Annotated in this window: 20 protein-coding genes and 2 pseudogenes; 7 read left to right on the plus strand and 15 right to left on the minus strand. The window is 37.7% G+C overall.

Going from position 1 to position 19,615, the window contains the following annotated elements; all coding sequences use genetic code 11:
- On the minus strand, positions 1–275 hold a 275-nt coding region (locus tag CUU66_RS14760; RefSeq protein ID WP_142383735.1), incomplete at its 3' end, for a gamma-glutamyl-gamma-aminobutyrate hydrolase family protein.
- Between the two features lie 1,234 nt (positions 276–1,509).
- Between CUU66_RS14760 and CUU66_RS14765 the strand changes: the two genes are divergently transcribed.
- Positions 1,510–1,773, plus strand: coding sequence for a GlsB/YeaQ/YmgE family stress response membrane protein (locus tag CUU66_RS14765; RefSeq protein ID WP_026693513.1), 264 nt, complete (start codon positions 1,510–1,512; stop codon positions 1,771–1,773).
- 292 nt (positions 1,774–2,065) lie between these two features.
- On the opposite strand, the gene CUU66_RS14770 is transcribed toward CUU66_RS14765, so the two are convergent.
- The 4 genes from CUU66_RS14770 to CUU66_RS14785 form a co-directional block, all read right to left on the minus strand.
- Positions 2,066–2,452 carry a DUF4871 domain-containing protein gene (locus CUU66_RS14770; RefSeq protein ID WP_101643489.1) on the minus strand — a complete coding sequence of 129 codons (387 nt, stop codon included), beginning with the start codon at positions 2,450–2,452 and terminating at the stop codon, positions 2,066–2,068.
- Positions 2,453–2,475: 23 nt separating this feature from the next.
- On the minus strand, positions 2,476–2,721 hold the full coding sequence (locus CUU66_RS14775; RefSeq protein WP_101643491.1) for a hypothetical protein: 246 nt from the start codon (positions 2,719–2,721) through the stop codon (positions 2,476–2,478).
- 513 nt (positions 2,722–3,234) lie between these two features.
- On the minus strand, positions 3,235–3,999 hold the full coding sequence (locus tag CUU66_RS14780) for a sulfite exporter TauE/SafE family protein (RefSeq protein WP_101643493.1): 765 nt from the start codon (positions 3,997–3,999) through the stop codon (positions 3,235–3,237).
- A gap of 273 nt (positions 4,000–4,272) precedes the next feature.
- A complete protein-coding gene (locus CUU66_RS14785; RefSeq protein WP_101643495.1) occupies positions 4,273–4,467 on the minus strand; it encodes a hypothetical protein in 195 nt (64 codons plus the stop codon).
- 300 nt (positions 4,468–4,767) lie between these two features.
- Between CUU66_RS14785 and CUU66_RS14790 the strand changes: the two genes are divergently transcribed.
- On the plus strand, positions 4,768–4,968 hold the full coding sequence (locus CUU66_RS14790; protein WP_101643497.1) for a cold-shock protein: 201 nt from the start codon (positions 4,768–4,770) through the stop codon (positions 4,966–4,968).
- Between the two features lie 193 nt (positions 4,969–5,161).
- On the opposite strand, the gene CUU66_RS14795 is transcribed toward CUU66_RS14790, so the two are convergent.
- Positions 5,162–5,842: a TerD family protein gene (locus CUU66_RS14795; protein WP_180955298.1), complete on the minus strand. Its 681-nt coding sequence runs from the start codon at positions 5,840–5,842 to the stop codon at positions 5,162–5,164.
- Positions 5,843–6,137: 295 nt separating this feature from the next.
- Between CUU66_RS14795 and CUU66_RS14800 the strand changes: the two genes are divergently transcribed.
- The gene (locus CUU66_RS14800; RefSeq protein WP_101643500.1) at positions 6,138–6,584 is read left to right on the plus strand and encodes a PH domain-containing protein; all 447 of its coding nucleotides are present in this window, start codon (positions 6,138–6,140) and stop codon (positions 6,582–6,584) included.
- A 311-nt stretch (positions 6,585–6,895) separates the two neighbouring features.
- Here the strand turns inward: CUU66_RS14800 and CUU66_RS14805 are convergent.
- A pseudogene (locus tag CUU66_RS14805) lies at positions 6,896–7,036 on the minus strand (IS110 family transposase); the annotation flags it as partial.
- Positions 7,037–7,155: 119 nt separating this feature from the next.
- Here CUU66_RS14805 and CUU66_RS14810 point away from each other — a divergent pair.
- Both CUU66_RS14810 and CUU66_RS14815 read left to right on the plus strand, forming a co-directional pair.
- The gene (locus CUU66_RS14810; protein ID WP_101643502.1) at positions 7,156–7,548 is read left to right on the plus strand and encodes a hypothetical protein; all 393 of its coding nucleotides are present in this window, start codon (positions 7,156–7,158) and stop codon (positions 7,546–7,548) included.
- A gap of 306 nt (positions 7,549–7,854) precedes the next feature.
- Positions 7,855–8,682, plus strand: a complete 828-nt coding sequence (locus CUU66_RS14815; protein ID WP_101643504.1) for a tyrosine-type recombinase/integrase — start codon at positions 7,855–7,857, stop codon at positions 8,680–8,682.
- A gap of 102 nt (positions 8,683–8,784) precedes the next feature.
- Here the strand turns inward: CUU66_RS14815 and CUU66_RS14820 are convergent, their stop codons facing one another.
- The 7 genes and pseudogenes from CUU66_RS14820 to CUU66_RS14855 all read right to left on the minus strand — a co-directional run bounded on the left by CUU66_RS14820 (position 8,785) and on the right by CUU66_RS14855 (position 16,735).
- Entirely contained in the window at positions 8,785–8,979 is a 195-nt protein-coding gene (locus CUU66_RS14820; protein ID WP_101643506.1) for a hypothetical protein, read from the minus strand.
- An 876-nt stretch (positions 8,980–9,855) separates the two neighbouring features.
- Complete coding sequence (locus CUU66_RS14830; protein ID WP_101643510.1) at positions 9,856–10,287, minus strand: hypothetical protein; 432 nt, start codon at positions 10,285–10,287, stop codon at positions 9,856–9,858.
- A 261-nt stretch (positions 10,288–10,548) separates the two neighbouring features.
- A pseudogene (locus CUU66_RS14835) lies at positions 10,549–10,898 on the minus strand (short-chain dehydrogenase).
- Positions 10,899–11,543: 645 nt separating this feature from the next.
- Positions 11,544–12,017: a GNAT family N-acetyltransferase gene (locus tag CUU66_RS14840; RefSeq protein WP_101643511.1), complete on the minus strand. Its 474-nt coding sequence runs from the start codon at positions 12,015–12,017 to the stop codon at positions 11,544–11,546.
- Positions 12,018–12,857: 840 nt separating this feature from the next.
- On the minus strand, positions 12,858–13,061 hold the full coding sequence (locus tag CUU66_RS14845) for a YozQ family protein (protein WP_101643513.1): 204 nt from the start codon (positions 13,059–13,061) through the stop codon (positions 12,858–12,860).
- 1,290 nt (positions 13,062–14,351) lie between these two features.
- Positions 14,352–14,903 (minus strand): GNAT family N-acetyltransferase, encoded by a 552-nt coding sequence (locus CUU66_RS14850; protein ID WP_101643514.1) that lies wholly within the window; start codon positions 14,901–14,903, stop codon positions 14,352–14,354.
- A gap of 398 nt (positions 14,904–15,301) precedes the next feature.
- Positions 15,302–16,735, minus strand: a complete 1,434-nt coding sequence (locus tag CUU66_RS14855) for a DHA2 family efflux MFS transporter permease subunit (protein WP_180955301.1) — start codon at positions 16,733–16,735, stop codon at positions 15,302–15,304.
- 212 nt (positions 16,736–16,947) lie between these two features.
- On the opposite strand from CUU66_RS14855, the gene CUU66_RS14860 reads away from it, so the two are divergent.
- Positions 16,948–17,268 (plus strand): winged helix-turn-helix transcriptional regulator, encoded by a 321-nt coding sequence (locus CUU66_RS14860; protein WP_101643518.1) that lies wholly within the window; start codon positions 16,948–16,950, stop codon positions 17,266–17,268.
- Positions 17,269–17,592: 324 nt separating this feature from the next.
- Here CUU66_RS14860 and CUU66_RS14865 read toward each other — a convergent pair whose 3' ends face one another.
- Positions 17,593–19,008 carry a SpoVR family protein gene (locus CUU66_RS14865; protein WP_101643520.1) on the minus strand — a complete coding sequence of 472 codons (1,416 nt, stop codon included), beginning with the start codon at positions 19,006–19,008 and terminating at the stop codon, positions 17,593–17,595.
- A 258-nt stretch (positions 19,009–19,266) separates the two neighbouring features.
- Here CUU66_RS14865 and CUU66_RS14870 point away from each other — a divergent pair, with 258 nt between their 5' ends.
- Entirely contained in the window at positions 19,267–19,506 is a 240-nt protein-coding gene (locus CUU66_RS14870) for a YhdB family protein (protein ID WP_101643522.1), read from the plus strand.
- The last annotated feature ends 109 nt before the right edge of the window (positions 19,507–19,615 follow it).

Below are 19,615 nucleotides of genomic sequence, written 5' to 3' on the forward strand. Positions count from 1 at the left end.
TCCATGCTGTCTCTTTCGGGTATAATTTTTCCTAACTTTGGATGAGGTTCAGCACCAAACAGCTGAGGATTTATGTCTTCACCGCCACTTAAAAGAATACCATCGCATATAGAAAACATTTTCTCCGTTATTTCCTTGTTACCAATGGGTAATATTATAGGAATCCCACCGGCATTAATTACAGAATCAGAATAGCTATAATGCAATAAACTACTCGTTATACCTGAATACTCTATGTTTGAACAAGTTATACCAATAATAGGCTTTCTTTTCATAATTTCATCTCCGTTTGTTAATAATTTATTTTTTAATTACCCTAATTTAGAAGTCGAAGAACCACTAAGAATACTTTTGCTAATTTTTCTACGGCGGAGGGATGTAAGGAATAGAACTTTTATGTTCATTAATTACCGATATTTTTATTGGTTGGTTAGCAAGAAGGATATTAGGACAGTATAGACCCGGTAGAATTATTACTGGATTTTAGAAGCTTGGTAGGAGAGTTGGGTTTAGGACGCTGGGGACCGCATGTAGAAAATTAAAATGGTGCATCAATTCTTATTTTGATTAGAAGTACTGTGATGAAATTCCTAAAAAGGAGGAATACTTGTCGTATTTGTCAACTACGACAAAGAGAGCTGCAAACTCAACCATCCTAATTAAACTATCGCACCCATTAGTTGAAGTAAGAGGATTTGATCTCTTCTTCATAATTAAGTAAATATACATAACTCCCCATGGAGTAGGAAATAAAAAAAAATTCCCCTACTTTTTATTCATTAAAAGGGGAATCTTTATTAGCTATGATTTTTCTAAGAAAATAGATGTCATTACGAATCATTTTTTTGTAGTGTGGGTGTGAACACCTTTGCAAATCCATCAGAAGCCTTCCAAGTTCTCTCTTCAATAAAAATTGTTCTATGTCATGCATTCAAGTCCCCTCTCAGATGTATTTAATAAAATCTTTTACCCTCTTGGAGTTATCCAGAAAACAATTTACAGGAAATTTATCACTTCCTAATTTATCCACATTTATAAACTAGGAAAAATCTTCCTGTTCAACTAACCTCCCCGTGAGTTAAACAATAAAAGGCTGCTAAGCAGCCATACGATCTTCAACTAAACGTATCCGTTAGCTGAAGAAGAATTAGTATTCTAAAACACAGTACTTCCCGTTTGTCTTCCGTCTGTACAATAACGTTCAATAGCCGCCCTTATTCAACCCCTCCGCAGCCAATTCTAGCTGACTAACGCACCCGTTAGCTTAGCAAGGTGAAGTTGATTCTCGGAAATTCAGTTTTAGGGATTTGCTTTTCAACCAGTGATTAGAAAACATGTTCAACCTGCCCATTATTAAACACGTGGGTTGCAATCCAATGATTGCCAATGATCTTTCGCCACTTGTTATTGGAAAACACTGAAAAAATCTTCTTTGGTTTAAAAGATATCTGTAGAGGGCAGATATAAATATGCGGAGACGCTGAAAATAAGTGAAGGAGACTTGATAAAATGGAATTTTTATGGTCATTAATTATAGGTGGCATTATTGGTTGGTTAGCTGGAATGATTCTAGGCCGTGACGTTCCAGGAGGCGTAATTGGAAATATCATCGCCGGGTTTATTGGTGCCTGGTTAGGCGGATTGATTTTTGGTGATTGGGGTCCTCATATTGCCGGTTTTGCCATTCTTCCAGCATTGATCGGAGCTATAATTTTAATTCTTATTGTTAGTTTTATTATGAAATCTGTAAGAGGACGAAATCACAGACATTAATAACACTATCATCTTAACTTAATTAATAGAAGGCAATGACCCTTCAAAAAAGGTAAAACTCAATATTTTCTGAGTTTTACCTTTTTTGTTTTTTACGAAATAACCCTCATTGGCTTCACTAATAAGGCTGCCGTAGCAGTATATCTTCTTCAACTAAAGCACTCTTTAGTTATAGAAGGAATCCGCAACTGCAGCTGTTAATCCCTTTAAAAAGTTCTGGTCCTAAATTTCGATTCCCAACCTCCACAATCAGGTCTGCGTAATGATTACCATCTACGTAGACACTTAAATTTCACTTTCCTGGCGTATCGAACCATAAGGCGGAAGGAATGGTTTTAGCAGCTCGTAAATTGGGCTGAGTATAATGGCCCTCATATTCCCATGTCTTTTCTTTACCTTCCGAATTTACTAACAAAACGGGCTCCTGTTTGCCAGATTTTAAATCGGTGCCTATTACTTTAAACTTTCCCTTTATTTCGGATGGGTTGCCCCATAAGTGCCACAAAACTTTATTGTATGCCTGGTGTTTAAGCGGTGAATTATTGATTCCTATTCGTCCTTCAAGCCCTATTAGCTCTTTTCCTTCAGCCTTGAAGGTCGGTGTAAGCGGATGATCCTCTTTTTCGGAATGACTTTTGCCTATAGAAAGATAATCATTTAAGGACATTACTTCTGCCATTCGACCGTCTTTTTCATAGGTGGTTAAATTCCAGCCGCATAACTGATCGTCATTTCATACCATTCGGGGAGTCCGTTTTCCTCCGAGGCAAATGACCAGTAATATTCTTGAACGGATTTTTTATCTTTAGTAAGGTCTGCCCCTTTTGGTACCGGAAATCCTTTTATCGAACCTGATTCACTATGCGACCATTTAAATAGATAGAACCCTCTAAATCCCAAGAATAAAACTGTAATGGTAGATACGGTTAAGATCCTTTTCCATACCATAACCCTTTGCCTCCTAAAGGAACATATAAATACTTATTATCGAAGAACAAGTTTTCCCCTTCTTTTTCCATAAGCTCTGTTAAACATCGCTGTTGATTGCAGCTAGCAGGCACTCGCTTTCCGCGGGGCGGTCCGGGAGCCTCTTCGGCGTTGAAGCCTGTGGGGTCTCCCTTGCCCCGCTTTTCCCGCAGGAGTCTCGCATATCCGTTCCAATCAACATCGTGCAAAAAACAACAATGACCTTTAACATAGCCTTCCTATAAACAAAAAAAGAACCGCCCTGGGCGATTTCTTCATAATTCCTCAATACAATTGTTAGTAAAACAAAAAGGGCAGCCGAAACAGCTCATTGCCTTTAACTAACGCACCCTATAGTTAAATAAGCTCTTCTAATTCCACCGATTAAATTCCCTTTTCGCACCGACCTCTTTTAAGGAAAAACAAACAGCCTACGGGGTCTAATTGTTCTAAACAAAAAAGCCTACATTTCATTTTTTATAATACATAGGTACCCTATACCAACTTTAATCCACTAACAAGTATTAACAGAGCAACAACAGTGCGCAGCGGTCTTGTCGGAACCTTCGCAGAAATTTTGCTGCCAATAATCACTCCGGGAATAGACCCAATAAGTAAATTACCCACAAGCATATAGTTTATATTTCCATAACCAATATGAAGTAATCCTGCGACTGAAACCAAAAGAAAAGCATGAACAATATCAGTACCAATCATCTCTGATGTCTTCATTTGATACAGAAAAATCATGGCTACGGCGAATAGAGAACCTGAACCTAAAGAAGTGAGTCCAACTATAAATCCAAATACGATACCAATTAAAATCGTCAACATCTTCTTTTCTTCCAAAGGTTTAAGCTGCCAACGGTTAGGTCTTATCTTTTTCTCTATAACAGTTCTTAGAAGGATAGCTAGTGAAACTAAGATCAGAATATATCCTAGGGAATGCCTAATAATCTGTTCTTGGTTATGGAAATAAGACTCAAAATAGTGAAGGGCAACTATTGCAGCTACCGCACTCGGAATACTTCCTATCGCCAAATACTTAACCATCTGACCATTAACTGTTTTTTGTCTCCAATGTTGAGAAGCCCCAAATAGTTTAGTAATAGAATTATAGACTAGATCAGTACCCACAGCAATCGAAGGATTAATCCCTATTAATATTAATACGGGAGTTAGAAGTGCTGCTCCTCCTACTCCAGTCAAGCCTACTAAAAAACCCACAAGTAGTCCCATTAATGTAATGCCTATGCTCATTTTACACCGCCTACTAATTCCAAGTATTTAAATAGGATTATATATATTTATAATTTTCTTGTAAATAGACAAAATTCAAAAATTTTTATAACGGTAGATAAAAGAAGTATCATCGGCATCCAGTTGAGGTACCAAGTCCCTTCTGCACAATATGCTAAAGCATCCACTTATTAAAAATGGGACTTCAATTCGCTCCTTATAGATTAGAAAAACAGCTAATGAGTACGTTAATTTCAAAAAGAAAAGACACCCATTTATGAGTGCCTTTAGGATTTAAGTTAGTGCGGATTCTACAAATGAAACTTTCCCGACATCTCTACCATCTTCGTCTTTCAATAAGTGTCCATACAGCTTGTGTACTTGCCAATACATGAGGTCCAAACTCTCTGCAATTATTACCGCATGCTCAATTTTACCATTTCCTTCAACAACGACCGAGTATCTTTTTCTTTGGTTCACCTTGGACATTTATTGTCCCCCTATTTTAAATAATCAGCCATGTGTAAGTAACGTTTATACTCAATATATTATATCCATAAATTACAATGTACAAAAAACTTAAATCTTTATTCAAATAGCCTCACCCATTGAAAAACCCACTATTCAGCCTTCAATAATTTGCAATATCTTCAGTATCCTGTTATGATAAAAAAGAATTATTTTTGTTCGGTGTAATGGGATAGTATGAATATGGACTTTTCTTCTTGAGAATCACTTTGGGCAAGGATAGTAATACATTGTGTTTTAACGCACTAGGAGGCAACAAAAATGGAACAAGGTACAGTAAAATGGTTTAACGCAGAAAAAGGCTTCGGATTCATCGAACGCGAAGGTGGAGAAGACGTATTCGTACATTTCTCTGCTATCCAATCTGAAGGATTCAAATCTTTAGACGAAGGTCAAAAAGTTACTTTTGACGTTGAGCAAGGTCAACGCGGACCACAAGCTACTAACGTTCAAAAAGCTTAATTTCATATCGATGACAAAAACAAGTTCTTTATTAAAAGAGCTTGTTTTTTTATATTCTCCTTATAATACTTATTAAAAAACCCTACTCATTGTTCGAGTAGGGAGATGGTACAGGTAATATAAAAAGTTTTAAAGCTTCAAAGGTTTGTTTACATTATAACATACTGTAATGACAATAGAAATGTATAGATTTTTATTTATCTTTACCTAACCTGCCTGCTAGTGAAACATGAAATAAATAAGGCAGCCGAAGCAGCCATTTGTTAGCAACGAAAAAGGGTCCGTAGCAGCCTTGAATTCCTGTTTGAGGAGGAATTTCAGGTGCTGCAGGTTCCTGTTTTACTTCAATGCCAAAGTTCTGGCAAAGGGCTGCCAATCCGCCAAAAAATCCACTGCCAATTGCATTCAGCTTCCATTCGCCATTATGCCGATATAACTCGCCAACGACAATCGCAGTCTCTCGGGATAGCCCTTCCCCAAACGGGAACTCGTACATGATTTCCCCTGTTCGCTTATCTTTAATAAACATTTTGGAAGACGTAACTTGATTGAAAAAATGACCCCTCTGTTCTCCTTCATGAATGGTTAACGTAAAGGCGATTTTCTGAACATGAGTTGGGGCTGTTTTCAATTGAATATGAATTTCATTCTGCCTTTTATTCAAAGTATGGCGAACAGAGCAATCTGCGGTTGCAGGCTGCCCATAAAATACGAAACCTTCGTCTCCCTTGCATTTTCCGTTTTCTTCTAATAAAAAAGCAGCCCCATCAATCTCCATGTCCTTTTTCCCGGAGGAATAATCCAGGGTAACCACTATGTCCGAGATAGCTCGTGCCTTTGTTATATCCACCTTTTGCCCCTTTAATAGTTTCATGCATATTCCTCCTTTTTTCGCATTTAATTCTTTCATTTTACCTAAAAATAATTCATATGTACCGTTGATTTTTTTATCTTAAAAAAACTTTTTATTTATAGGAAGCAATGAATATAGGTTCAAGATTTCCCTCGGCACCTATAAGCTAATTAATGCCTGGATTAGTTCCTAATAATAGACTAAATCCAAAAGAAAAGACTGCCATTTCAGCCCTACGTTCGTGATTAAAGCACCCATTATTTGAAGAAAGGCAGTATAATAAAGGTGTAATAATAAACTGAGAGGATCCATCATCATGACTAAAATTAATATCGAGATAACGATTGTAGGAGAATATTCAACTTATGAAGCTCTTCGTACTGAAGCAGAAACATTGCCTAAAACCGATCGTCAACAATTTATGAAGGCTCTAGATACTGTAAAGAAAAACCTTGTTGGTGAAAAGATTTATTTCCTGTCTACAGGTGCCTTCAGCGGAACGACATTTGGATACCTATTTGTAACGAATAAAAAAGTGGTATTGGCGGAAGTAAAGCCTTTCGGGAAAGTAAAACCCCATGAGCTTAAATACGCGGATTATACAGAAATTGACCATGATATCCTTAAAGCACTTGGTATCACTGCAACCGTTATTGAGTTGAAAAAACCTGGTTTATTTGGAAGCAAGAAAAATAAAATCACCCATATTCCTCAAAATGACTTTGATAAAATCTTTAAATTCATCAAAATGCAGATTAGTTAAATTCTAATACAATTACATTACTGTAAAGCGAGAAACTTAGTGTAAGCCTAGTTCTCGCTATTTTCATATTTAGAGAATGTAAAGGGTATACAGAAGTCGTGACAACTTGGTTAGCTTTCCTTGATTTTGGAAACTTACTTACTACATTAGAAAGTCAGTAAAAGCAGCCTGCTTAAACTAAACCAGCTAATAGGAGTCAAGAACTTTTTATTAAAATATATTTTCTTCGGTGTTATACTTTTTGAAGACACGCCAAATAACCCTCCAACTCTCAATTGGAAGGTTTTTCATAAGCTGCTTTTTCTTGTGGATTAAGCCAAGTCTAGGAATTGCTCATTTCTTTTTAGGATTGCATAAATCCAGTGTAAGAGCTTGGTTACACAAGCGATCATCGCTACTTTTGAAGGCTTTCCTTCATTTCGTTTTCGATCATAATATTCTTTTAGCTTCTTGTACAAAGAAGAAGCTTGCTGACTCTTACAAGTTAGTGAGACTAACAGCAATTTTGTTTAAAATTTCTAATTGTTGTAAAATAGTGTAAAGTAATTATGTTTTACGGAGGGTAATGAAAATGAAGATTTTGTATGATGAAACATACACTTCAAACGAAGGAAGGCGAGCAAGCAGGAATATTTGGTATGGAGATGCTGATATATCAGTTGATGGTGATCATGGAAAAATCATTAATCTTAATGAAGATTTTATGGATAATTTATGCGAAATAATAAAAAATGATTTATCTAAAAATGCAGCAAATAAGCCTACTGAAACTAACTGGTATATTTATGGAAGTGGTGTAACTCTGGAAACTATTGGAGACAATAACCTTCCGACAATTATGGTTCGTGAGAAGTCTGACGAGTTTATAACTAATTTTAATATCAGTGACCACGATTTTGCTGTAAATATTGATGCTATTCTGCTGTTTAAGGCTGAATTTGAAAAACGTTTAGCTAGTAATTGAGGAGTAATATCACTATAAGCATTTTCAAACTATTTGAGGGGATGATTTCATAATGAAATCATTCTCCTTTTTCATGTGATGGGAGTCCTTTTGTGTGGAGGAATAGGACATTTAGAAATACAGATTGTGAATAATTACACTTAAATTAACCTGCCCGTTAGCTGAAGAACAAAAAAAAGCTGATGTAGCAGCCAGCCCTCCTTCTTTATTAATGCTCTCTTTAGGTCAATATTCAGACTAAAGTGTATTAAGTGGTATTTTAACTGGAGATAATCCCTTCTAGATAGTCAATCAGGAGGAGATTATATGTTATTAACCAAAGCGTGGGAAAATTATGAAGTCGATAAACGGATTGAAGGTTATTCCCCTCATACGATAAAAGCATACAAAGTTCAATTGTACCTACTGATAAAATATTTCAAGGACATAGATATAACAACACTTACCACGGAAGATTTAAAACAATACCTTATAAGTAATGGGGATCATTTGAAGCCAGCAAGTCTTGCACACCGGATACGATTCATAAAATCCTTACTTAGGTGGGCATATGAAGAAGGCTATTTAAATCACAACCCAGCTGCAAAAATAAAAGAGCCTAAATTGGGGCAGCGAATACCAAAATTTCTTTCTGAACAGGAGATCGAATTACTAAGAGAGGTTTGTTATTCACCAATGGAAAATGCATTGTTTGAATTTATGTTTTCGACAGGGTGCAGGATTGGTGAACTAGCAATGCTCAACAAAGAGCACATAGATTGGTCCAGCAGGTCAGCGATAGTCAGAGGGAAAGGAGATAAAGAACGTGAAGTTTATTTTAATACTCGCAGTGACATTTGGTTAAAGCGTTACCTGGATGACCGGCAGGATCAAGATTCAGCCCTATTTGTCACGGAACGCTGTCCTCATAGGATGAGTACAGCCCAGATACGTTACATCATAAAGCGAATTTCGAAAAGAGCAGCCTTCAATAAAAATATCCATCCCCACCAATTCCGCCACAGTTATGCGACTCATTTATTAAATAATGGGGCCCCTCTTGAAGTTATTCAGACTTTACTCGGACACGAAAAAAGTGAAACAACCAGAGTCTACGCCCATCTTATCGGAAAAATAAGGAAAGATTTCTTCTAGCGAAGGCTGCTTCAGCAGCCTCCATTCTTTCACTAACGCACCCTTTATTTCAATAAGAAAAAAGCGACCTTAATGGTAGCTCTAGTCATAACCCAAGTTTAATTAATTTAGGTCTTTATTTGTCTTCATCTTATCTAAGGAGAAAAATAGTATGGAATTTATAGCGAACAACACTGTCAAAACAATATTGAATGTTTGAAAGCCACCTAAAATCCCCACTGTAAGAAAAGAAATTCCTGCAATAGCAAAGCAAATTGCAGCAAATTTATATAGTTTGTCACTATCAATTTGTTTCATTATCTTCATCCTCTCATAAGATTTCTATATTACTCCGATTATTCAATCGTAACATGAAACCTGTTACTAAACTAACCTTCCTCCCCTTTAGTGAAAAATAAAAAAGGTTATCGTTGCAGCCCTCCTTATTTAACTAGTCGAGTAGAAGGGAGCCTTTCTACCTTGCGGTAAATTGGACTCCACCCCCCTCACAGAACCGTGCTTGCACTATTAATGCACACGGCTCCTCCTAGTTACCATTCACAAAATGTAGCTAATCTCTTAGATTCAGATTTTGCTAATTCTGCTATCCTTAGTAGTTTTGTCTCCATTCATCCCTACCTCTGAGTGTAGTAAATGTTTCCCTAGTAAGGGCGATAACTGATAGCTAGCCTTTCCTCCATTGGCATTACCCAACTTCATTGGTACTACGCTGCTATCCGACTCCCTACACAGCATTTGGTTTCCTTGCTTTTTATCGCTTGTACACCATACTCCTCTAACAAGAAAAGACCGGTAGGGTCTCCCGAGTTGCCATATCATATCGATGTGTAACGTGCCAAGGTCTCTGACTCCAGAGAGGTTTTATCCATCTTGCCCTTAACGAAGGATAAAATGTAGCTTTCTGCAGTGCGTAAGGCATCAGCCCTCTCGATTTACTAACATTATGGAGCTCAATCCCTTCAACCATTTGGCTTTCGGCCCGCCACCCCACCTAACTGTCTACGCTTAAAGACTAAAGTTACCTTTAGCCCTCCAAGACTCGCTACGAGCGAACGGCTAGTTCTTACTCGATGGGAATCCCACCCGCTATATGATACGACCTAGGCTCGGCCGCACACGCACCCTTTAGTTTAAGTGTAATTATTCACAAACTTATTAATTAGAAAGTTACATCTATTTTTTTTCAATCGCCATACGCAAGTTCGAGATAACTCCAATAATCAACACTAACGAACAAACCATTTTTTCAAAAGGTGTTCCAAACAATTGTTGTATAAATCCAAAAGACCAAAGTACAACAAAAAACCAACATATAACGGTTATTCCTCTTTTGTATTTATATAGTTTAATTCTACCAACAATCAACGTAAAAACTACTCCAATAATAGAAATAACGACATTTATAACAGATATTGGTAGTTGTTCAGCGAATGATTCAGACCTTCCACCATTGACCCATGTGAATGGAATACTTTTGCTTATAATAAGAAAGTGGATTAAGATAGTCAAAGAGTAAAAAATAATTCCCATAAACACAGCAGTTTTCATATTAATTTTCCTGAGTTTTTCTAAAATAAAATCACCTCGTTTTTCTTCCTGTTTCAATTTTATTAATCCAGTAATATATTATTCCTATATCTCTTACCATCTGACAGGTAACTAAAAGTAAGATTTCGAAGAGTCATCAAAAATCACCATTATTCTTAAACAGAGCAAAAAATATCGGCTAGGTATTCTGGTTGAACTAAACTGCCACGATTGTTCAATAAGGAATTCAAAAAAAGGCCGTTAATCCTGCTGATAACCACCCTTTAGATAAAGAGAACAAATAAGGGCTAATCCTAATACGCTTCTATGTACTAAAAATTAAACCCCATAATGTATCATGTGTTTGTTGTCTTCTTTTGCATCATTAATCTTTGTAGCCAATTCATTAAGTGCGGAGGATTCTTCATAAAATGTTGAAGATGTAACAGTTTCATAGAATAATGATAATGAATCAGGTGGAATAATTGTAATTCCCCAATAAGCTAAACCAAACTCTTGGCGTTTAAGCAAATGAAAGTACATTTTCATGATAGATAAATGCTCACTTAGGCTATTAATAATATCATCATCAACGATATACATTTGTATCTTATTGGTTCATAACCGATCTCATATTTCTCGTTTTCAATATCTTCAATGATTCCAAATTCATGAACAGGCATTATTATCCTCCTCCGTTCTTGTTCCAGCTCACAAATTCTTTGAACCTCTGTTCGTACAGCATCAAAAAGGACTTCAACGCAGCCCGGGCTGCTAACTAACCCGTTTGCTTAATTAGAATCTGTACTTACCGAGAAAGATGATCTTTTATGATCAGCTTAAAATACGCCTTAAAATCAATTTCAATTGTTTGTTCAGAATCATCATTATCAATAGTCAAAAGCACACTGGCACGGTCTTTCTTATCATTTGTAATTTCAAATTTTCCAACTCGTTTTAAATCCAAGAGAGATATCAATGTATGGAGCTATGTTTTATTACTTGTATTTTAACTTCACCGTAAGATAGGGAAATTTTCACAATAAAGCCTTCCTCTCCATTGGAGTATTTATATGTTGCATCATTATAATAAAATGGCATGGCCTTTGAGGAAGTATCAAATAAAAATTGGTTCCGATTCAAAAATGGAAGGAACTGAAGTTCATCTGGAAATACAGGTGTTTTTCATCACCTCTTTAAGCCTATTCTAGCATTTCTTTTTATCTACACATTCCGAAAAGGCTGCCTAAGCACCCCTCTTCTTGAACCTAACGCACCGGTAGTAAAAAAACTCCGAAGGGTACGCCTATTTCTGAACAGTATGTTCGAACCGTTCAGCAAATACGTTGGTAAGATACAAGTGTAGTTTTATCATTTATTTTCCTAAAAACACCTGTTTTAACATACCCCATCTTTTCATATAAGTGACAATTACGTGTCTCCTCAAGTAAGGTATCTAGTTCCCAACTTGTCGCTTGAGGAAACACATCATCTAACATAGAGAAAACCTTCTGTGCTAACCCCAATCCTTGAAAGTCTGGATGAATGAACATAATACTCAAACGAAAATGAGTTGATTCTTCCTGCCATACTACTCGAACCCCCCCGACTAGACTCCCATCAAACATGATCTTATAGAATACCCCATTAGGGTAGTTAATTCTAGAAATCAGTTTCTCTATTGACTCATTGGCAGGACTTGTTTCGTAGTCTTCGTATTTCTCTAATAAAGGTTTAAATGAACATATTTGAATATCAAAAAGAACCTGAGCATCAGACTCATTAGCAACACATAATTGTATACTCATACTAAACACTCCATTTTTGAACTTTCCTAAATATACCAATCTTTAATGACAAATAAAATCTTTTTCACTTAATTATTCCTTTTTCTAACGCACAGTTTGTGCCTACTATGCCATAAAAGTTTCCAGCATAAAACCCTCTATATTTAACTAACGCACCCGTTGATTCAAGAAGCGTTGGCAGCTCAGAAAGTCTGAACGATACAGTAGGTAAACAATAATCCCCTTAAACACGCCACTATCGCATATAAAACGTAATTTAGTTTATATTTTTAAAAGGCTGTTTTCGCAAACTTTGTTGTTATTGAACAAGGGGTTGATTTCCACTACAGGATGCTCGCTTTCCGCGGGGCGGGCGCTGAGCCTCCTCGGCTTCGCCTGTGGGGTCTCACCTGTCCCGCTGCTCCCGCAGGAGTCTCGCACCTTACGTTCCAATCAACCTGTTTCACAATAGGGTTTGTTCACAGAACTATTAAAAAAACAACAATCTTTTAGAAAAGAGCCTTTTAAAAAACCATTGTTTTAGTATTTGTATAACCGCTATCTTTTTCTCTTTATAAAACATCAATCCATAAACGGCTGGTCTCCATATTTATTTTTTATTCTCCTGTCTTTCACCAAATACTTTACTCATTTATCTCTCCCCTTTTCATCAGATATAATTTATTTAATTTTAGTATATAAATGATTTCTTTCCAAAGCTGTCATTTTGAATGGAACTAAAATAGGGCTGCCGCAGCAGCCCCCAGTGTTTATATATTTTCGAATAATGTTAATTTATACTTCAATTTACAGCGGATAGAAATATCATCTTCTCCGCAGTACCCATTTACAAGAGGAATCCTATTCTCTTTCTTCTGTTGATTCTCTTGGAATTGGAGCAACTCTGCTTTCTGGAGGTGCACTTTCAGTTGCCATATAATTATCACTCACTTGCTCGTGAGTTGTAGCTAATCCTACCGACACCTGGTCATCTCTGTTATAATCTCCCGGCTGATAATATCTGTTCGCTATTTTTAGACTCTCTTTATTTTCGTTATTTTCCAAAGTTAACCCTCCTTTCCTTCTTAGATATTTTTCGTCAAAAACAGCTTATTCATACAGAGACGTTGGATGGTTACCATTACGCATTGTTTTTGATTTTTCACTAACGGATGCGTTAGTTAAACAAAGAAAATCTGCCTAATTCTGGTTTTTAGGAACATGAATGAGGGGTAAATAACATTAAATTGTGACACCAGCGGGGAGACTAAATGGAAGATCAAGAACAATTTCTTTTAAAGAGGGAACTTGGCAGGCTTCTAATGGACCTAAATAGATGTACTAATCCCAAATACAAAAAACAAATTCGAGAAGATATAGGTTTCTTAAGGATGGTTATAGCCAATATTACCCTTTAAAAAATAAAGGGTTTTTGTTTTTTGTGTAACCGGAACTTTGTTAATAGGAGTCGATGTTATAGGAAACACTTACTTTTTGGTTTGATGAAGTAGTGATAAGTAAGAGGGCGGATGAATTATTTATAAGCATTTGAAGACATATCTTGGAGAGCGTTAGTTCAAGAAGGGTGGCTGCTTCGGTTGGCTTTTATTTTTTTACTAAAGGCAGGTTAGTTAAAGAAGGACTACTAACAAATTTATCGAATGTAAATAATTTTCACCGGTGCTTCGTCGCCTTTTAATGTAGTTTTATTAGTGGGTATTAGTGGGGGTGGTTTAGTAAATTATCTATATACCATAGGAGGTAAGTAATTGATATTAAATACCTTAACACCAGTACTAATATTAGTAGGAATTGTTCTTCTTGGGTTTCTAATGGTTAAGTTAGTTAAGGTGATAAAAAAATAAGAGGGAAAATTTTAGAATGTGCGAACAGCCCTTTTTTTCCCCTTACATAAACTCTTTATGAGAATTCACACTTGTAGTAACGGGTGAGTTAGAAAAGTACATTTGGCTACTTTAGCAGTTCTATAATAAGCAATTCTGCCGGGACTCAGTAGAAGAGGAATCGCCAAATTAAGGAGATTACTCTTGGTCCTTTAAAATGTCGAATAAGCCTTTTTTAGTCAAACTTTTTACCGCTAAGAGACAATTTTATTGGTCGTTTTTTTACTAAAGCACCCTTTTGAAATATTTCCCTCTTCCTATATACTAACTAGCCCAGTTTGTTAAGTAAGAATAGCGTCAGATACAAAACAATTACCTTTTCACACATTAGTGTATGTATGACATTCAAATTAAGAAATTTATATAATCCCATTAGGGTCTTGAATAATAATCAGAAAAGGGAAAGTTTTTTCTGTAAAGTTGTATTCTATACTTAAGACGCCCAAGTCTCTTAACACTCATTAAATCTTGCCATTATATAAGTGTTATAATATCTTCCGTCAGATAAGACTCTATCTTTTTTCATTGTACCTTCTATTTCAAAACCGAGTCTTTTATACATTTCAATACCTCTTTCGTTTGTTTCAAGGACACCATTTAATACAATTTTTTTAATCCTGTTCAGGTCAGCCCAGGAAATTGTTTCTTTCATAAGATTTTTACCAATCCCATATCCCCAGTAAGCCTTCCGAACACCTAATCCAAATTCGACTTTATGTATAAATCTTTTTAAATCACTGCCTACACATCTTGAATAACCAATCAACCTACCATCCAGTTCAGCAACTAAAAACAAGTTTCTTGCATGGCTGGTATCGGTTTCAATAATATCCGCAAATCGTGACGGATCAATAAAGTCTTCTCCCTTTTCTCTGTCCATATTTTCAGATTCTCCATCAATCTGCAGCCTTAAATCAGACAATTTTTCCGCATCACTTTTAGTAGCAAATCTAATAGTATAGTTTAAATCTTTAACAAAGAACTCTTTTTGATTGATAATCATTAAATGCACTCCCCAATTCAAAAGCTATATTGTTAGGGAAAATATTATACTTCTTATTAAGAAAATAGGAAACAAAAATTGGGAATACCTGCTTACTTTTCTTAAGGTCAACTAATACACCGTTATTTGAACAGGACGATAAACGAAGTTTACAATATGCTCAAACAATCAACCCTCGAATGGACGACTGTCTGTCTCCTTCCTCAACTACCGCACCCGTTAGCTTAAGTACATTGTTTCACACACTTTTCTTTGTTATAGGAATGCCACCCTATGGCTAAACAAAAAAAGAGCATTGATCCTTTTTGGGTCAATGCTCCCGTTTGTTTAAGGTAGTTCTTCACAATGAGCATATCCGGTTGATTCCAACTCATAAAATTCCAACCGACACCAACACATCAATGTGGCGAATGCACCGCTTCGGGGCTGACTGCGACGCGTCGGATGAAGAATGCTATGACAACGCCAATCAGTGCTATAATCATCGCAAACAGGAACACGTTTTGTGATCCAGCCGTCATCGCGTTTGCAATTTCAGCCTGTTTGGCCGGAGCGGAGGAGCCGTGCAAGTATTTGTCCATACCGCCCGTAAGAATGCTGATTGCGACCGCTGTTCCAATTGCGCCTACCACCTGCTGCAGGGTGTTCATGACTGCCGTGCCGTGCGGGTATAACTCCGGCGGCAATTGATTTAGCCCGTTCGTTTGAGCAGGCATCCATATCATGCCTACCCCAATCATGAGCCCGATATGCAAAGCCACGATAAAAGCCACTGAAGAAGCAGGAGATAGTGTAGTAAAGAACCATAACATGACTACAACGGTCACGAGTCCGGGAATAACCAGCCATTTAGGCCCATATTTATCGAACAAGCGACCCATACGCGGGGAGAGGATACCGTTCAGCGCGCTTCCCGGCAAAAGCATTAGTCCCGTAGCGAAAACAGACAGACCTGCACCCGTCTGCAGAAACATCGGCAGGATAATCATGCTCGACATCATGATCAGCATACACGACAGTATCAGGAGCAGCCCAACAACGAACATGGGGTACTTGAAAACGCTAAGATTCATCATCGGATCCCTCATGGCGTTCTGCCGCATTATGAACAGCACCAGAGCGACGAGCCCAACAATGATTGAAGTGACCACAACTGCGCTGCCCCAGCCTTCAGATCCTTCGCCTGCCTTACTGAAGCCGAAGACAACCCCTCCAAAGCCGATTGTTGACAATGCGACAGATAGCAGGTCAATCCGGGGCTTCGTAACATCAGTAACATTTTCCAGGTACTTAACCCCTACAAACAACCCAATAACCAGGAACGGCAGAGAGAACCAGAAAATATAATGCCATGTTAAATACTCGATTAATAGACCGCCAATGGTCGGGCCGGTTGCTGGCGCAAACATGATTACAAGTCCAACGAAGCCCATTGCCGCCCCACGCTTTTCCGGCGGGTATATGACAAGAATCGTATTGAACATGAGCGGCAGCAATAACCCCATGCCTGCAGCCTGCAAAACTCGAGCGACCATCAACATTTCAAAATTAAACGCGAGCGCCGCAATTAGTGTACCTAGAATCAAGCTTGTGAGCGAACCTGTGAACAGTTGTCTCGTTGTAAACCTCTGCAGCAGCAGCCCGCTCATCGGCATTAAAATGCCAAGAGTCAACAGGAACCCGGTAGTTAACCACTGTGCGGTTGCAGCTGAAATTTGGAACACTACCATTAAATTAGTCATGGCTATATTTAGAGCGGTCTCGCTAAACATGCCGACAAAACCGCAGATAAGCAGCGAAGCCAAGATGGCAGGCGTATTGTACTTTTTCATGTCTGAAGATTTCAATCGTTATTCCTCCATAATCTATAAAGTAGATTTTAAATATTGTAGTGATTTTTCTTACTAAACTTGCTATTATTATCTTATTTGAGTATCTTATTATAAACAAGTACGATTATTTTTAGAACATACTATCAAAAATAATACTAATGTGATTTTGCACACTTTTAAGAGCATAATATATATTTTTGGAGGTGGAAATTATGAACCACAGCAAGAAGTATTCCTCTGATTGTGGACTAAATAAAGTACAAAAAATGGTTGGCGGGAAGTGGAAATTGTCACTTTTGTGGTATATTTCCGAAGAAACAAGAAGATTTGGGGAGATAAAACGCGTTTTTCCAGATATTACACAATCGATGCTAACGAAGCAACTCAGAGAATTAGAAAGTGATGGACTCTTACATCGTAAAATTTATAAAGAGGTTCCACCAAGAGTAGAATATTCTTTAACAAAACTTGGTCAGCGGTTTGTACCCATCCTTCATAGTATGTCTGAATGGGGAGAGTCCAATTTAGAATAAAATTTATGAAATTGTTTAACAAACTAACAAAGGGTATATGTTTTACAGGCGTTAAAACAGCCTGCTGTGTGAAGTGCCCTCATAAAGTTAGACACGATTCTTTAATTATAGGCAGCCATTAAGGTCTGAACTCGGTATTCATCCGGGCTCAGGCCTTTTAGTTTTGCCTTGTTCGTTTGTGATACCCATTTAATTGGAAGCTTATCGCTTAAATGCCATTTGGAAACCCACCTTCTCAGCCTGGCGAAAAAGAATTCCAACCAATTGATTTATCCACCATCTAAAAAAACGAACTGCTGACTCATACATCAGCAGTTCTTTGAATTATATATACTTCCTATGCACGCCTTTTCCGTCGTAACTGAAGACAATGTTTCGTCCTTCATACATGCTCTCTAAGTGCACTGGCCGGCCCCACAGCTGGTGAAGGTAAGGGAGTACTTTCTCTAGGTATTTGACATCCAGCTCAATATCCTCATACCAGTGTTTTAAATACAGCTCCCCATTTTTCAAATAATCTCCATCGTTTACCGTAATAAACGGGAAGCCTCCGTTCACCCGCATGCCGACAAGCTGGTCGCGGACATGCTCCCACTGTTTATCTACAACTTTGTATTCTTTCCCCTGCTTCTGGAACAAGTACATATCTTCCCGCATGACAAGGTCTTTGGTAAGGTAATTCCGCAAGAATGATATATCGGATTCTATTTCTCTAACTTCAAACATTTGTTCACGGCCCGAACCCGGCTTTATGCCTCGTTCTTTCATTTCTTTGGTTGGATTATTATAGCGTTCTTCAATATCTTCAAATATTTTTAGACCTAAATAATACGGATTGATACTCGTTCTTGATGGCTGCACCACACCTGCATTCAGCTTTGCAAATTCTATGGCTTCACTGCTCGTCAAGTTAAGTTCGCGAAGAATCCGCTGATGCCAGAATGAGGCCCAGCCCTCGTTCATAATCTTAGTCTCCAGCTGTGGCCAGAAGTACAGCATCTCCTCACGCATCATGGTCAGTATATCCCGCTGCCATTCTGATAGATTCCGGCTGTATTGCTCAATAAAGAGGAGAATATCCTTTTCCGGCTTTGGCGGAAACTTTTTCGTTTTCCGTTTCTCCGATTTTGGGCTGGAGCTCTTATGATCCAGTTTCCATAAGTCATCGTAAGGGGTAGTGAGTATTTTTTCTCCTGACTCCTCCTCATCATCATGAATGGACCAGGAAAGCTTTGGCCTCATTAATGAGGGATCAATATGCTCCTCAACCGCTAATACCGCATCCAGGAACGACTCGACTTCTTCTTTTCCATATTGTATCTCATACTGACGGATCCGGTCTGCCGTGGCTGCCATACTTTCGACCATATCCCGCTTGGTGTTTTGAAAGCGGACATTATTTTTGAAGAAATCGCAGTGGGCAAGAACATGTGCCACAATTAATTTATTTTGAATTAGCGAGTTAGAGTCCAATAAGAAAGCATAACAAGGATCAGAATTAATAACCAGCTCATAAATCTTGCTTAACCCCAGATCATAATGAAGCTTCATTTTGTGAAATTGCTTTCCAAAGCTCCAGTGAGAAAATCGGGTTGGCATCCCGTATGCCCCAAATGTATAAATTATTTCTGATGGACAGATTTCATAGCGCATCGGATAAAAGTCGAGTCCGAAACCGGTAGCAATTTCGGTTATTTCACTTATGGCATATTCAAGGGCTTTTTGATCAGATTCTCGCACTTTGCCTCTCCCCCTTTTCTTCTTACCACAATGTATGTAAAAGATAAGAGAAAATGACGACAGGCTTTGGAAAATCCAGTTTGTTTTAAAACAGCAGGGTCCAAACAACATTTAGATATGCTAATTTCCCCTATACTCCTGCTTTTGATTCAGGGAAAAACAAACAATGCCTATACGGCGTAATGTCCAAGTTTTTCTGAGAAACAAAGGACAAAAACCGCACACACTACTATTAACTCCTAAAGAGGAGGAAAAACAATGACTAAAGTGGATTACGACCGGGCTTTGTATTACACGCATAGGTCTGAGTGGGATAACCTTTTAATCCTGATGGTTAGAACGAAGGATCATTTTCTATCAAAGAAGATCGAAATGTTCCTTCACTCATACCACTTTGAAAAAGATTACTCAGTAATTGAAAAGCACCTTTACGGCTTATTAAGATATATTGACCATGCATCAGCAAAGACAGCTGACTCCTTGGTGATGTTCGGGTAACAATTGTGTATAGCATTTCCATTCGAGGCTGTGCTATTCTCTCCAGGCTCTTACCGCTTACCCTAAGAACTAAAGCAATAAAGGGTTAGCAATCCCTTATGGAAGCGTA

The organism is Peribacillus deserti (assembly GCF_002863585.1).
Lineage (GTDB): Bacteria > Bacillota > Bacilli > Bacillales > DSM-1321 > Paraperibacillus > Paraperibacillus deserti_A.

Bases quoted from the DNA above. Each gene is read 5' to 3' on its own strand.
- CUU66_RS14765 (WP_026693513.1), top strand. From the start codon at position 1,510: ATGGAATTTTTATGGTCATTAATTATAGGTGGCATTATTGGTTGGTTA.
- CUU66_RS14770 (WP_101643489.1), bottom strand. From the start codon at position 2,452: ATGGCAGAAGTAATGTCCTTAAATGATTATCTTTCTATAGGCAAAAGT.
- CUU66_RS14775 (WP_101643491.1), bottom strand. From the start codon at position 2,721: ATGGTATGGAAAAGGATCTTAACCGTATCTACCATTACAGTTTTATTC.
- CUU66_RS14780 (WP_101643493.1), bottom strand. From the start codon at position 3,999: ATGAGCATAGGCATTACATTAATGGGACTACTTGTGGGTTTTTTAGTA.
- CUU66_RS14785 (WP_101643495.1), bottom strand. From the start codon at position 4,467: ATGTCCAAGGTGAACCAAAGAAAAAGATACTCGGTCGTTGTTGAAGGA.
- CUU66_RS14790 (WP_101643497.1), top strand. From the start codon at position 4,768: ATGGAACAAGGTACAGTAAAATGGTTTAACGCAGAAAAAGGCTTCGGA.
- CUU66_RS14795 (WP_180955298.1), bottom strand. From the start codon at position 5,842: ATGAAACTATTAAAGGGGCAAAAGGTGGATATAACAAAGGCACGAGCT.
- CUU66_RS14800 (WP_101643500.1), top strand. From the start codon at position 6,138: ATGACTAAAATTAATATCGAGATAACGATTGTAGGAGAATATTCAACT.
- CUU66_RS14810 (WP_101643502.1), top strand. From the start codon at position 7,156: ATGAAGATTTTGTATGATGAAACATACACTTCAAACGAAGGAAGGCGA.
- CUU66_RS14815 (WP_101643504.1), top strand. From the start codon at position 7,855: ATGTTATTAACCAAAGCGTGGGAAAATTATGAAGTCGATAAACGGATT.
- CUU66_RS14820 (WP_101643506.1), bottom strand. From the start codon at position 8,979: ATGAAACAAATTGATAGTGACAAACTATATAAATTTGCTGCAATTTGC.
- CUU66_RS14840 (WP_101643511.1), bottom strand. From the start codon at position 12,017: ATGAGTATACAATTATGTGTTGCTAATGAGTCTGATGCTCAGGTTCTT.
- CUU66_RS14850 (WP_101643514.1), bottom strand. From the start codon at position 14,903: ATGATTATCAATCAAAAAGAGTTCTTTGTTAAAGATTTAAACTATACT.
- CUU66_RS14855 (WP_180955301.1), bottom strand. From the start codon at position 16,735: ATGAAAAAGTACAATACGCCTGCCATCTTGGCTTCGCTGCTTATCTGC.
- CUU66_RS14860 (WP_101643518.1), top strand. From the start codon at position 16,948: ATGAACCACAGCAAGAAGTATTCCTCTGATTGTGGACTAAATAAAGTA.
- CUU66_RS14870 (WP_101643522.1), top strand. From the start codon at position 19,267: ATGACTAAAGTGGATTACGACCGGGCTTTGTATTACACGCATAGGTCT.